8 protein-coding genes are annotated in these 13,822 nt (G+C 59.2%); 6 read left to right on the plus strand and 2 right to left on the minus strand.

Annotated features, from left to right (window positions below; genetic code table 11):
• Positions 1 to 12 precede the first annotated feature (12 nt).
• Both AOA62_RS22795 and AOA62_RS22800 read left to right on the plus strand, forming a co-directional pair.
• Entirely contained in the window at positions 13 to 3,192 is a 3,180-nt protein-coding gene (locus tag AOA62_RS22795; protein WP_017135542.1) for an efflux RND transporter permease subunit, read from the plus strand.
• Positions 3,189 to 4,604 (plus strand): efflux transporter outer membrane subunit, encoded by a 1,416-nt coding sequence (locus AOA62_RS22800; RefSeq protein ID WP_099549834.1) that lies wholly within the window; start codon positions 3,189 to 3,191, stop codon positions 4,602 to 4,604. The genes AOA62_RS22795 and AOA62_RS22800 overlap by 4 nt, the downstream gene beginning before the upstream one ends.
• Before the next feature lie 216 nt (positions 4,605 to 4,820).
• Here AOA62_RS22800 and AOA62_RS22805 read toward each other — a convergent pair whose 3' ends face one another.
• Together AOA62_RS22805 and AOA62_RS22810 are read right to left on the minus strand one after the other, a co-directional pair.
• A complete protein-coding gene (locus AOA62_RS22805) occupies positions 4,821 to 8,246 on the minus strand; it encodes a hypothetical protein (protein ID WP_099549835.1) in 3,426 nt (1,141 codons plus the stop codon).
• Between the two features lie 131 nt (positions 8,247 to 8,377).
• Positions 8,378 to 9,397 carry an AraC family transcriptional regulator gene (locus AOA62_RS22810; RefSeq protein WP_017135539.1) on the minus strand — a complete coding sequence of 340 codons (1,020 nt, stop codon included), beginning with the start codon at positions 9,395 to 9,397 and terminating at the stop codon, positions 8,378 to 8,380.
• A 167-nt stretch (positions 9,398 to 9,564) separates the two neighbouring features.
• Here AOA62_RS22810 and efeU point away from each other — a divergent pair, with 167 nt between their 5' ends.
• Genes efeU through efeO (AOA62_RS22830) form a run of 4 tightly spaced genes read left to right on the plus strand, consistent with a single transcriptional unit; the run spans position 9,565 to position 13,798 of the window.
• Positions 9,565 to 10,410 carry an iron uptake transporter permease EfeU gene (efeU, locus tag AOA62_RS22815; RefSeq protein WP_099549836.1) on the plus strand — a complete coding sequence of 282 codons (846 nt, stop codon included), beginning with the start codon at positions 9,565 to 9,567 and terminating at the stop codon, positions 10,408 to 10,410.
• Between the two features lie 10 nt (positions 10,411 to 10,420).
• A complete protein-coding gene (gene efeO, locus AOA62_RS22820) occupies positions 10,421 to 11,623 on the plus strand; it encodes an iron uptake system protein EfeO (protein WP_099549837.1) in 1,203 nt (400 codons plus the stop codon).
• Between the two features lie 14 nt (positions 11,624 to 11,637).
• Positions 11,638 to 12,954 carry an iron uptake transporter deferrochelatase/peroxidase subunit gene (efeB, locus tag AOA62_RS22825; RefSeq protein ID WP_099549838.1) on the plus strand — a complete coding sequence of 439 codons (1,317 nt, stop codon included), beginning with the start codon at positions 11,638 to 11,640 and terminating at the stop codon, positions 12,952 to 12,954.
• Between the two features lie 25 nt (positions 12,955 to 12,979).
• Complete coding sequence (gene efeO / locus AOA62_RS22830) at positions 12,980 to 13,798, plus strand: iron uptake system protein EfeO (RefSeq protein WP_099549839.1); 819 nt, start codon at positions 12,980 to 12,982, stop codon at positions 13,796 to 13,798.
• Positions 13,799 to 13,822: the final 24 nt, after the last annotated feature.

Here is a 13,822-nt window from a genome sequence, read left to right on the forward strand (position 1 = left end):
ATACAACTCAAGATGAATTTTTCCAAGTTCTTCATTTCGCGGCCGATCTTCGCAGCGGTGCTGTCGCTGTTGATTTTGATCGCCGGTGCGATCTCGCTGTTCCAACTGCCGATCAGCGAATACCCGGAAGTGGTGCCGCCCACCGTGGTGGTACGTGCCAACTTCCCGGGCGCCAACCCCAAAGTCATCGGTGAAACCGTGGCCGCTCCGTTGGAGCAAGCCATTACCGGCGTCGAGAACATGCTGTACATGTCCTCGCAGTCGACTGCCGATGGCAAGCTGACCCTGACCATCACCTTCGCCCTGGGCACCGACCTGGATAACGCGCAGGTGCAGGTGCAGAACCGTGTGACGCGCACGCAGCCCAAGCTGCCTGAGGAAGTGACGCGCATCGGTATTACGGTCGACAAGGCTTCCCCTGACCTGACCATGGTTGTGCACTTGACCTCGCCGGACAAGCGTTACGACATGCTCTACCTGTCCAACTATGCCTTGCTCAACGTAAAGGATGAGTTGGCGCGTCTGGGCGGTGTGGGTGACGTGCAGTTGTTCGGCATGGGCGACTACTCCCTGCGTGTTTGGCTGGACCCGAACAAAACCGCTTCGCGCAACCTGACCGCCACCGATGTGGTCAACGCGATTCGTGAGCAGAACCGTCAAGTGGCCGCCGGTGCCCTGGGTGCGCAACCTGCACCGAATGCCACCAGCTTCCAGTTGTCGGTGAACACTCAGGGCCGCCTGGTGACGGAGGAGGAGTTCGAGAACATCATTATCCGCTCCGGCGCCAACGGTGAAATCACCCGCCTTAAAGACATTGCACGGGTAGAGCTGGGTTCCAGCCAGTATGCGCTGCGCTCGTTGCTCAACAACCAGCCGGCGGTGGCGATCCCGATCTTCCAGCGCCCAGGTTCCAACGCCATCGAGATCTCCAACGAAGTACGCGCCAAGATGGCGGAGCTGAAAAAGAGCTTCCCGGAAGGCATGGATTTCAGCATCGTCTATGACCCTACCATCTTCGTGCGTGGCTCTATCGAGGCGGTGGTTCACACCCTGTTCGAAGCACTGATTCTGGTGGTGCTGGTGGTGATCCTGTTCCTGCAAACCTGGCGCGCCTCGATTATTCCATTGGTGGCGGTGCCGGTATCGTTGATCGGTACCTTTGCGGTGATGCACTTGTTTGGCTTCTCGCTCAACGCACTGTCGCTGTTCGGCCTGGTACTGGCCATCGGTATCGTGGTGGACGACGCCATCGTGGTGGTGGAGAACGTCGAGCGAAATATCGAGTTGGGACTCGAACCGTTCCCGGCCACCGAAAAGGCCATGAGCGAAGTAACCGGCCCGATCATCGCGACCGCGTTGGTGCTGTGTGCGGTGTTCATTCCAGCGGCCTTTATCAGCGGCTTGACCGGTCAGTTCTATAAGCAGTTCGCGTTGACCATTGCCATTTCCACGGTGATCTCGGCATTCAACTCGCTGACCTTGTCCCCTGCCCTGGCCGCCGTGTTGCTGCGCAGCCATGACGCGCCGAAGGATCGCTTCTCCAAGGTGCTCGACAAGCTGTTGGGTGGCTGGTTGTTCCGCCCATTCAACCGCTTCTTCGAGAAAGCCAGCCATGGTTATGTGGGCACCGTACGCCGGGTGATTCGCGGCAGTGGTATCGCGCTGTTCCTGTACGCCGGCCTGATGGTCCTGACCTGGCTGGGCTTTGCCCACACGCCAACCGGTTTCGTACCGGCCCAGGACAAGCAGTACCTGGTGGCTTTTGCGCAATTGCCGGACGCCGCGAGCCTGGACCGTACCGAAGACGTGATCAAGCGCATGTCCGACATCGCGCTGAAACAACCCGGCGTGGAAGCCGCCGTCGCCTTCCCGGGCCTGTCGATCAACGGCTTCACCAACAGCCCGAACAGCGGCATCGTGTTCGTGACCTTGAAGCCCTTCGATGAGCGTAAAGACCCGAGCATGTCCGCTGGCGCAATTGCCGGTGCATTGAACGGCAAATACAGCAGCATCGAGGAAGCCTACATGGCGATCTTCCCACCGCCGCCGGTACAGGGCCTGGGTACGATCGGCGGGTTCCGCCTGCAAATCGAAGACCGTGGCAACCTGGGTTACGACGAGCTGTACAAGGAAGTGCAGAACATCATCACCAAGAGCCGCACCACGCCTGAATTGTTCGGCCTGTTCACCAGCTACACGGTCAACGTACCGCAGGTCGATGCTGCCATCGACCGCGAAAAGGCCAAGACCCATGGCGTGGCGATCAGCGACATCTTCGACACCCTGCAGATCTACCTGGGCTCGTTGTATGCCAACGACTTCAACCGCTTCGGCCGTACTTACCAGGTCAACGTGCAGGCAGACCAGCAGTTCCGCCTGGATGAAGACCAGATCGGTCAGCTGAAAGTGCGTAACAACAAGGGCGAGATGATCCCGCTGGCGACCTTTATCAAGGTCAGCGACACCTCGGGGCCGGACCGCGTGATGCACTACAACGGCTTTATCACCGCCGAAATCAACGGCAACGCCGCACCGGGCTACAGCTCCGGCCAGGCTCAGGCGGCGATTGAGAAACTGCTCAAAGATGAACTGCCCAACGGCATGACCTACGAGTGGACCGACCTGACCTATCAGCAAATCCTCTCGGGCAATACCGCGCTGTTCGTGTTCCCGCTCTGCGTACTGCTGGCGTTCCTGGTGCTCGCCGCCCAATACGAAAGCTGGAGCCTGCCACTGGCGGTGATCCTGATCGTACCGATGACCCTGCTGTCGGCCATCACCGGGGTGATTATCTCCGGTGGCGACAACAACATCTTCACCCAGATCGGCCTGATCGTATTGGTGGGCCTGGCGTGTAAGAACGCGATTCTGATCGTCGAGTTTGCCAAGGATAAACAGCAGGAAGGTCTCGATCCGCTGGCCGCGGTACTGGAAGCTTGCCGCTTGCGTCTGCGGCCGATCCTGATGACCTCGTTCGCCTTCATCATGGGTGTGGTGCCCCTGGTGTTGTCCAGCGGTGCCGGTGCCGAGATGCGTCATGCCATGGGTGTGGCGGTGTTCTCCGGGATGATCGGGGTGACCTTCTTCGGTCTGTTGCTGACCCCAGTGTTCTACGTACTGATCCGTCGTTATGTGGAGCGCGGCGAAGCACGCAAAGCGGCCAAGGCCTTGAAGCTGGAGACACAGCAATGAGCGTGAAAGTATTTTTGCCGAGCTTGCTGGTACTGGCGCTGAGCGCCTGTGCCGTAGGCCCGGACTACAAAACCGAAAAATTGGAGGCGGCCAATATCACGGCCGCCGCCGACACCAAAAGCTATGACCACGCCAAGTACGAAGGCATCTGGTGGCAGCAGTTCGAGGACCCGACCCTCAACCAACTGGTCACCCAGTCGTTGAGCGGTAACCGCGACCTGCGTGTGGCGTTCGCCCGTCTGCGGGCGGCACGCGCCATCCGTGATGACGTGGCCACCGACATCATGCCGGTCGTCACCTCTCGCGCCAGCAGCGACGTGGGCAAAGGCCAGATCCCGGGCCAGACCACCAAACGCGTCAACAGTGAGCGCTACGACCTGGGCCTGGACATGGCCTGGGAAGTCGACTTGTTCGGCCGCATCCGCCGCAACCTGGAAGCCAGCGATGCTGATCAACAGGTCGCCGAAGCCGACCTGTACCAACTGCAAGTCACCATGATTGCCGAACTGGTAGACGCCTACGGCCAACTGCGCGGCGCTCAATTGCGTGAACGCATTGCTCTGGACAACCTGAAGAACCAGCAGGAATCTCGCACCATTACCGTGAGCCTGCGTGATGCCGGTGTGGGCGATCAGCTCGATGTGGAACGCGCCGACGCACGCCTGGCCGCCGTTGAAGCCAGCGTGCCGCAACTGCAAGCCGAGCAAGTGCGCGAGCGTAACCGCATCGCCACCCTCCTCGGCCAGCGCCCCGACAAGCTGAGCGTGGACCTGAGCCCCAAAGACCTGCCGGCGATTGCCAAGGCCTTGCCGATCGGCGACCCCGGCCAGTTGCTGCAACGTCGCCCGGACATTCTCAGCGCCGAACGCAAACTGGCCGCCGCCACCGCGCGTATCGGCGTGGCCAAGGCCGACCTGTTCCCACGGGTCAGCCTCAGCGGCTTCCTCGGCTTTACCGCCGGGCGTGGTTCGCAGATCGGTTCGGCTGCCGCCAATGCCTGGTCGCTTGGCCCTAGCATCACCTGGGCCGCCTTTGACCTGGGCAGCGTGCGTGCACGGTTGCGCGGTGCGAATGCCGAAGCCGATGGCGCCCTGGCGACCTACGAGCAGCAAGTGTTGCTGGCGTTGGAAGAATCGGAGAATGCCTTCAGTGATTACGGCAAACGCCAGCAGCGCCTGGTCTCGCTGATTCGTCAAAGTGAATCCAGCCGCGCTGCCGCAGACCTCGCCGCGATTCGTTATCGCGAAGGCACCGTGGACTTCCTGGTGCTGCTCGATGCGCAGCGTGAGCGCTTGGCGGCTGAAGACTCCCAGGCTCAGGCCGAAGTGGACTTGTATCGCGGCATCGTCGCGATCTACAAGGCCCTGGGCGGTGGCTGGCAGCCGGACACGGTCGTCGCCAGCAGCAAGTGATGTAACGAGCTCCTTTGGTTGGTCGCATCCAGCCAATTTTTAGCCCTGCGGCTCATTCGGTCGCGGGGCTTTTTTTTGCTGATGATTTGAGGTGAGGCTTTCAGCTCGGTCGTGCAGGAGGGCGACAGTTGTCGGGGCGCGCGCAGAGTCGGGGTCAAACCAGCGAGAGATGAGCATCCCTGCTCGAAACAACAGTGGTTACGTTTTAGAAACGATTCAGCCTTCAGACGCCTTGGGCGGTGATTGCTGGGCAAAATCTATCGTGCCGTTAACCGTATTTGGCAATCCGATGTTTCCCACTAAGTTAGTGACTTCTTTGCCCGTACGCTCGCGTGGCGATAGCCTGATTAATGTCGCGGTTTTTTTGCTACCACACACCAGTTTTCTGAAATCAGAGAGTCCTTTCCCTAATGATTTAGGGACGTTCACCCCCACGCTTCTGACGCCCATTGCGGTGAGACGAAACAAGGATTTCGCCGTGCCGGCCACTGCCCCCGGTAGATTAAACATCGACAGCACTGCTTTACCCGCAACGGTTAACTTGGCAGCTATCGACCCTGCCTTTGCGACCGCGCTGACGGCACTGGCGGCCACAAACAGAGCACCTACAATTTCCAAGCCCAGCCCAATAGCGCCCACGGCAACACGACGGCGATCGCCTGAGGCGAGCTCTTCGATATTGCCTTTGAACGGAATCAGGGTATTGATGACGAAATTATCAATAGCATCCAAACGCTGCTGAACGGCTTCGTTATACGTCGTGCCTGCAGCTTGCTTCATCAGCAGCAAGGGGTCGACGAGCAAATTTTCCAGTTGCAGGGCTCTAAGAATTTCAGCCGTTCGTGTCGATGAATAGGTATTGGGCAAGCCCGCTGATGCGTCCTGACGCTTAGGCGGCGCGGGAAAGTGCGCGACGACCTCAATATCAACCGGCAGTGTCGGGCTTAGACGCCGGCGCATGATTTTCCCGAAGGAATCGGTACCCGAATCACTCATAAACGTCATGGCGTCGACCAGTTCCGGGCGTTCTGCGTAGCGGTTAGAGCCGGGGAGAAACTCATAACACTTGGCGCCCGACGCATCTCTGAGAAACAGAACAGGCCCGATTTTTTGCTGAGCCTCTTCTTGATTGAGGTCGCCCTCTTGAGTCGAAGCGCCATAGACGGTGACTTCGCCAGACTCTAACCTTCGCCTGTCTTCAACAGGCAATTCGCTCATCAGCATTTTCGTGGCAATGCCCTGATAGGTTGCCAAGCTTGTAATTCCCTGCACGACGGGCAATAGAAACACGCTTTCGATCGGCTTCAACTTTACAAGTTGATTCTTCAATGCCTCGAACGCGGTTTTATCTGAAGGGTTGATAAAGTTCCATTCTTTCGTGCTTATATTTTCAGCCGTCAACTCGCCTGACAAGTATAAATCCTTGATTGAACAAGGCCCCGCTGCAAGCCCAAGGACAGTGGTATCAGGTTTCCACGCGTTGATGGCTGAGTTCGCAATGTTGCTCAAGGGTACAGCGTTAACAACTGAAGAACTGGGCTTGAACAGTACCGTCCTTTTACTAAAGAACTCACTCTGGCCAGGGCAAACACGCTCCAATTCCTGTTCACCTACATGCGTGCGGGCTTTAAGTAATGAGCTGGCCTTATCAAGGCTGGCGGCCACTAGCCCACTGTCCTCCACGCGCTTGTTGTAAGCAATTGCCGCGGCATTCAGCGCTGTGGGTGAGTAATCATCCTCCTCGGTCACGACCCCCTGGGCCAAGGCCCAATCGTATATCGGTCCGGCACAGTGCATTGCTTCCAATTGTTCGTGTTCAGGCGAGACCGGCCTCAGTAAGGCACGAGAGCCAAGTTGTTCTACACTCATCAGCCGCGAACTGCCTTGAGATGCCATTTCCGCCAGTGCCGTGTGGACGCGCAGGCTGACCAGTGGCAACGTCCCCACACGTACAGTATCCGCGCCCTTCACCAGAAACTCGGGGGCGACGGTCGACAACAATGCATGCGTGACCAGTATCGCTTGATCGAGGGGCAGTTGTTTTTCTCTGGCCAGGTGTTGTTCAAGCTCAGTACGCACCTCGAACAGGGTTTTTCCTGCGTTTGATGCCGAGTACAGGTTGTAGCCGCCGATATGATTGCGCTGCGTACCCAGCGTTGGATCTATGATCAGCAGATCACGGGTAAGGATCAGCTGTTTGCGATAGCTTGGCGAAGCCTTCCCGCGCACCTCTGCCCCGTCGTCTTTAAGTGCAGCAAGAATGGGCTCACAGCGCCTCAGTCCTGCACCTTGAGTCAACGCTTGGCTAATGAGTTCGTCGGCATTCTGGCGGATGGATACCGGGCTCTGGCCTGCCCAGGGTTTGGGTGAGCAATCAAGCAGTGTCAACTGTGGGGGTATGTTGTTGCCGGGTGCTGAGCGGCGGACTCTGATACGTTGCCCCTCGGTCAGGGAATCAGGTGATTGCTGATCTTCCAGAAAATTACGGGCATAGCTGCCAAGTGGTGGTTCTGGTGGTAGCGGGTTGAGTTTCCAATTCACAATGTTGCGCAAGTCGCTGGCAGTCATGACGGCCGGTAATTCGCTCGACGTTGCATAGCGCAGCAATTGCCATACATCGCCGATTGAATGTGATCTGATTATTTTTCCGGTTGCTTCCGATTGCTGAATGGCACTGTCGAGCAGTTGCGCGAGCGTGGGATGGGCCAGAACTTGCTCCGTCACGTTGCGCCACGGTCCAGATGTGCCGTTGGCGCTGACCATAAACTGCCCATTCTCCAGCCGAACCTGGGCATTCACGCCTGTGCGGTTTGCGCTCAAGATGGGTGCCATCAGAGGATCGCGCATCAAGCGCTTCACTATTCTGAGCCCCGAGCGATTGGCAATCCCAAGTGACGAACCCGGTGCAATGTCCTGGGAAATCGCTCTGAGGTCGATGTCCTCGTTGTCTGGTTTGTCCTTGAGCTTACTGAGCAGCGTATTTATCAATGCGCTTTCATTTTCTACATCCATGAACTCACGCTCTGCCAGCTTGCGCATTTCAGGCGACCGCAGGGGGTCTTCCTCAACAGGCTTTACCGGAAAACCGGTGGCTTTGAGAGCGTCGGCATCGGTACTGTTGATGGGCCAGCGAACGCCGTAGAACGCCGCAATCTCAGCGGGCAAAAGCCTGGTTCCGGGGTTGCTCAGGCCATTTGCTTGCGGATCAAGCATGGCAGCACTGGCAATCACCTGCCGTCCGATCGGCCACCAACCGCTGCCATCAGACGGGGTAAATGTAGTGATTTTACCGGTATCTTGCGCTTGTACCGTCAGGGTGGCCCCCACTATGTGAAACCTAGGCATCACGAAATTTTGCGCCCTTACCCAAGCCTGCAGGGACGGCGCGTTCCACGCGTCAACAAAGTGGCCCATCCATTTGCCAATCGACGTCTCTGGCGACAAATCTTGAAAGCGCCAATCGTCTTGGTGCCCGCTACTCAGCAGGGTGGCCAGTTCAGCGTCAGCTCCAGCGGTTGGTTTAACGGCAACCGCCAGCTTGTCCGTTTGGCCGGTTGACGTCGCCAGGTTCAGCTCACCGGGTGACGGATTTGATTGGTGTGAGAGCGCACTGTTGCCTGTATCAACACGGGATAAGCTCATTAGACGTACTCCAGAGAAAGGAGCCTAATAATCTGAGAGCCGCCCCTTCGAAACGGATCGGCTTATTCTGAAGCGCAGTGCAGCAAGTGTATGTACACATTACCTCCTGCTAATCAACGCATGAGCCTGCGTCACAAAGACGGCAACGCGTCACTCAGAATCAGGCTGCGGTAGTGCCCTGGGTTTGAGCCGGACCATTTGCGGAAGGCTTTGTAGAATGAGCTGACATCAGCAAAACCAAGGCGCACGGCAATTTCAACAAAACTGATATCGGCCTCGGCAAGCCAGACAATCGCCAGTTCCTTGCGCACGCTATCCTTGAGCCCCTGATAAGTCTGCCCTTCATCTGCCAGGCGGCGACGCAAGGTTGACGCCGATATACACAGGTTGGCGGCCAAGCCTTCGGTTTCGGGCCAGGTATTGGCAGGCATATGGCGCAGATCATTTTTGATGCGATTGGCCAGGCTCGCCGGGTCGCGGTACTTGACCAGTATGTTGGCCGGCGCATGCGCCAGGAATCGCTTGAGTTCTTCCGGGCTACGCTTGATCGGCAGGTCGAGACAGTCGGCAGAAAAGATCATGCGCGTGCGTGGCCGATCAAAGCGCAGGTTGTCGGAGAACATCACGCGGTAGTCATCACAGAATTGCGGCTGCGGGCAACGCAGCTCAATGGCGAGTATCGGGATACGCCGACCCGCCAGCCAACAGGCCACGCCGTGGACGATCATCCAATAGGTGAAATAGGTAAACGCGCGTTTGGGTTCGGGTTCGAGCAAGACGATTTCTGCCAGGCTCTGTTGGCGCACCAGCTGTGCAGGCATCTGCTCGAACATCAGCGACAAAAAACCCAGGCCGGTTTCCAGGCCGGCATCCAGGCTCGGTTGCGCCATCGCGGCGCGGCACAGGAACGCCAGGCTGCCAGACTTGAGTTGGCGCGGGTCCATGCCAAAAAACTCATCGTCCATGCGCCGCGCCAGCAAGCGCCACAGGCGTGCGTAGGCCGTGGCGGGCACGCGAGCGTCGGGCTGCTCGAGCAGCGCCGGGTCTATTCCGACCTTGCTCAAGGCTTCAACCGTGGCCGTGCCGGGCGCGCAGCTCTGCAGCAAGGCTTCGCGCACAAGATGGATAGAGATGGTGTCTTTTTCCGCCATGGGAATCGGGCTATTCAATGCTGCAAAAGATGGGATGCATCATAAGGGCGGTTGCGATTCGCCACCACCGTTCAGCCGCAGTTCAGCAAAGGTCAATATTGGCTGTTTAGTAATGAGTATCATTATGTTACAAATTAGCATCCTATCCAGCCTTGATGCGGTGCCGAATGCTCGTTCCCTTTCTAATCATGCTGCGCGAAGGCATTGAAGCCGCATTGATCGTTGGCATTATTGCCAGTTACCTGCAACAGACCGGCCGTGGCCAGTGGATGCCCGCCGTGTGGATCGGCGTGTTCCTGGCCGCTGCGTTGGCCCTGCTGGTAGGTGGCGGCCTGGAACTGGTCAGTGCGGAGTTCCCGCAGAAACAACAGGAATTGTTCGAAGGTATCGTCGGCCTGGTAGCCGTCGGCATCCTCAGCTCCATGGTGTTCTGGATGCGCAAGGTGGCGCGCTCCATCAAGCATTCCCTGCACGAATCCCTGGATCATGCACTGGCCGGCTCCAAGCACCAAGTCATCGCGCTGATCGCCATGGTGTTCTTTGCCGTGGCCCGTGAAGGTCTGGAAACCGTGTTCTTCCTGCTCGCCGTGTTCCAGCAAAGCGAAGGACCGGGCGCCCCGATTGGCGCCCTGCTCGGCTTGATCCTGGCGATTATCGTCGGCTTCCTGATCTACACCGGCAGCATGCGCCTGAACCTCGGCGCGTTTTTCCGCTGGACCGGCCTGTTCATCCTGGTGGTGGCCGCCGGCATTCTTGCCAACTCGGTGCAGGCGCTGCATGAAGCCGGGGTGTGGAACCACCTGCAAACCGTGTTGTTCGACTTCAGCGCCGTGCTGCCGATGGACAGCCCGTTGGGTTCGGTGCTCGCCGGGATGTTCGGCTACCAGGAAGCGCCGACCGTGAGCACCCTCGGTGCCTATCTGATTTATCTGGTAGTGGCGCTGGTGATGTTCTTCCTGCCCTCGGCCCCTGCCAAGCCTGTCGCCAAACCTTCTTCCGTTTCCAGCCATTAAGGACCGTCTCTTGTCCAACCCAACCCTTCAACCGGCACCGCCGTCGCGCGCCCTGCGCTGGGCAGTGGCCGGCTCGGTGGTGGTGATGATCGCCGCCGGTGCGCTGTTTTATTACGCCTCGCAATTGGCTGCCGCCAAGCGTCAGACCAACCACAATGAAATCGCCGTGACGATTCACGCTCACGCTTGCGAGCCGAATGAAATCAGCGTGCCCGCCGGGCGCGCGAGTTTTCGCATCATCAACCGCTCCGACCGCGCGGTGGAATGGGAAATCCTCGACGGCGTGCTGGTGATTGAAGAACGCGAAAATATCGCGCCGGGCCTAAGCCAGGTGATCAACGCCAACCTGTTGCCCGGCGACTATGCGATCACCTGCGGCTTGCTGAGCAACCCGCGCGGCACGCTGCATGTGACCCCGACCGCCGAGTCTGACGCCCAGGCCAAGGCCAAGCCGTCGATGGTGGCGTTTATCGGCCCACTGTCGGAGTTCCGGGTGTACCTGAGCGGCCAAGGCAGTGCACTGGTCAAGGCCGTGACCGCGATGCAGCAAGCCATTGCCGCCGGTGACCTGGCCCAGGCGCAGGCGCTATATGTGCCGGCACGTGAAGCGTATCAGCGCCTGGCTCCCGCTGCGCAACGTCTGGCCGAGCTGGACAACGCGATCAACGCCCGCGCCGATTACTTCGAAAAACGCGAGCAAGACCCCGCGTTCAGCGGCTTCCACCGCCTCGAATACAGCCTGTTCCAGCAGCGCAGCCTCGATGGCCTCGGCCCGGTCGCCGAGCGCCTGGTCACTGACGTCACCACCCTCAAGCAACAGCTGCTTGCGCAATCACTGCCGCCGGAACAACTGGTCAGCATTGTGGTGCGCAACCTCAACAGCCTGGCGGATGTGCGTGCCGCCAGCGGTGAAGAGGAACGCTACAGCCATATCGACTTGAACGGTTTTGCCGCCAACCTGGTGGCCGCCCGCAAGGTGGTCGACCTGATGCGCCCATTGCTGACCAAATCGGCGGCGGACCTGTTGCCAAAAATCGACAGCGCGCTCGATGCCTTCGATGCCCAACTCAACAGTTTTAAAGTCGACGGCCAGTACAGCCGCTACGACAGCGTCACGGCCGATCAGCGCAAGCAGATCGCCGACAAGGCCAAGGCTCTGGCCGTTGCACTCGATGGAATCGACCCCGCCCTTGGCCTTTCCGGCCTGCAGTGAAGACGACCTAATAGATGAGTGATTCAGAACAGTTTTCCGCACACTTTTCAGCACAGCGCCGCCGTGTCCTGCTGGGCATGGCCGCCACCGGCGCCGCGATTGCCGGCAGCACCCTGACCTGCCCGGCCATGGCCGCTGCGGCCGAACAAGTCACCACCGCACCACGCAGTGACAAGACCCAGGACCACCACGACTTTTTCGGCCAGCACCAGACCGGCATCGTCACCCCGCGCCCGGCCTGCGGCATGCTCGTCGCCTTCGACGTGCTGGCCAGCGATCGCGAAGACCTGGAGCGCCTGTTCCGCACATTGAATGAGCGCATTGCGTTTCTGATGACCGGCGGCACCGTGCCGCAAGTCGACCCGAAACTGCCGCCCACCGACTCCGGAATCCTCGGCCCGGTGGTCACGCCGGATAACCTGACCATCACCGTCTCGGTCGGCGAATCGCTGTTCGATGAGCGCTTCGGCCTGGCGGCAGCCAAACCCAAGCGCCTGAGCCGCATGGTCGGCTTCCCCAACGATGCGCTGGAACCCGCGCAGTGTCACGGCGACCTGAGCCTGCAATTCAGCTCGAACACCCCGGACACCAATATCCACGCCCTGCGCGACATCGTGAAGAACCTGCCCGACCTGCTGCTGGTGCGCTGGAAACAGGAAGGCAGCGTACCGCCCCAGGCACCGGCCAAACCCGGTGAACCGGCGCAGAGCGCACGCAACTTCCTCGGTTTCCGTGACGGCTCGGCCAACCCGAACTCCAACGATGCCAAGGCGATGGACCAGATCGTCTGGGTGCAGCCCGGCAGCGACGAACCGGCGTGGGCCGCCCACGGCAGCTACCAGGCCGTGCGCATCATCCGCAACTTCGTCGAGCGTTGGGACCGCACGCCGCTGCAGGAACAGGAAAGCATCATCGGCCGTATCAAACCGACTGGCGCGCCCATGGATGGCGACAAAGAAACCCAAGTACCTGACTACAGCAAAGACCCGCAAGGCAAGTTGACCAAGCTCGATGCGCACATCCGCCTGGCCAACCCGCGCACCCCGCAGACACAGGCCAACCTGATCCTGCGTCGGCCGTTCAACTACTCCAACGGCGTCAACAAAAACGGTCAGCTGGACATGGGGCTGTTGTTCATCTGCTACCAGGCTGACCTGGAGAAAGGCTTTATCAGTGTGCAAACCCGGCTCAACGGCGAGCCCCTGGAGGAATACCTCAAGCCGGTTGGCGGCGGGTACTTCTTCACCTTGCCTGGGGTGACGGGGCCTAAGGACTTCCTTGGCCGCACGCTGCTCGCTGCAACGCACTCTCAAACCACTGCCAAGACCTAAAACAAACCCAGAGCGGAAAAGCCCCATGAAGAAGTCGACTATCGCGTTGTCGTTGCTAATGACCCTTTCACCGTTGGCAGCCTTCGCCGCCACCGCGCCTCTGGACCTGGTAGGCCCGGTGTCGGACTACAAGATCTACGTCACCGAAGAAATCGGCGAATTGGTCACCCAGACCAAGGCGTTCACCGATGCCATCAACAAAGGCGACCTGGCCACCGCGCAGAAGCTCTACGCACCGACCCGCGTGCACTATGAGTCCATCGAGCCGATCGCCGAGCTGTTCAGCGACCTCGACGCTTCGATCGACTCGCGTGTTGACGACCACGAGAAAGGCGTGACCGCTGAAGACTTCACCGGTTTCCACCGCATCGAATACGTGCTGTTCTCCGAAAAGACCACCAAAGGTCTGGAAGCGCTGACCGCCAAACTCAACACCGACGTCAAGGACCTCAAAACCCGCGTGGATGGCCTGACCTTCCCACCGGAAAAAGTCGTCGGCGGCGCAGCAGCACTGTTGGAAGAAGTGGCTGCCACCAAGATCTCCGGTGAAGAAGACCGTTACAGCCACACCGATCTGTATGACTTCCAGGGCAACATCGACGGCGCGAAGAAAATCGTCGACCTGTTCCGTGGCCAGATCGAAAAGCAGGACAAAGTCTTCCTGGCCAAAGTCGACAAGAACTTTGCCACCGTGGACAAGATCCTGGCCAAGTACAAAACCAAGGACGGCGGTTATGAGACCTACGACAAGGTCAAGGAAACCGACCGCAAGGCCCTGGTGGGCCCGGTCAACACCTTGGCTGAGGACCTGTCGACCTTGCGCGGCAAGTTGGGTCTGAACTGATTAAAAGCCCCGAGCCATGCATTC

The sequence above is a fragment of the Pseudomonas sp. 2995-3 genome (assembly GCF_002742565.1).
Taxonomy (GTDB): Bacteria; Pseudomonadota; Gammaproteobacteria; order Pseudomonadales; family Pseudomonadaceae; genus Aquipseudomonas; species Aquipseudomonas edaphica.

Bases quoted from the DNA above. Each gene is read 5' to 3' on its own strand.
- AOA62_RS22800 (WP_099549834.1), top strand. From the start codon at position 3,189: ATGAGCGTGAAAGTATTTTTGCCGAGCTTGCTGGTACTGGCGCTGAGC.
- efeU (WP_099549836.1), top strand. From the start codon at position 9,565: ATGCTCGTTCCCTTTCTAATCATGCTGCGCGAAGGCATTGAAGCCGCA.
- efeB (WP_099549838.1), top strand. From the start codon at position 11,638: ATGAGTGATTCAGAACAGTTTTCCGCACACTTTTCAGCACAGCGCCGC.
- AOA62_RS22795 (WP_017135542.1), top strand. From the start codon at position 13: ATGAATTTTTCCAAGTTCTTCATTTCGCGGCCGATCTTCGCAGCGGTG.
- AOA62_RS22810 (WP_017135539.1), bottom strand. From the start codon at position 9,397: ATGGCGGAAAAAGACACCATCTCTATCCATCTTGTGCGCGAAGCCTTG.
- efeO (WP_099549839.1), top strand. From the start codon at position 12,980: ATGAAGAAGTCGACTATCGCGTTGTCGTTGCTAATGACCCTTTCACCG.
- AOA62_RS22805 (WP_099549835.1), bottom strand. From the start codon at position 8,246: ATGAGCTTATCCCGTGTTGATACAGGCAACAGTGCGCTCTCACACCAA.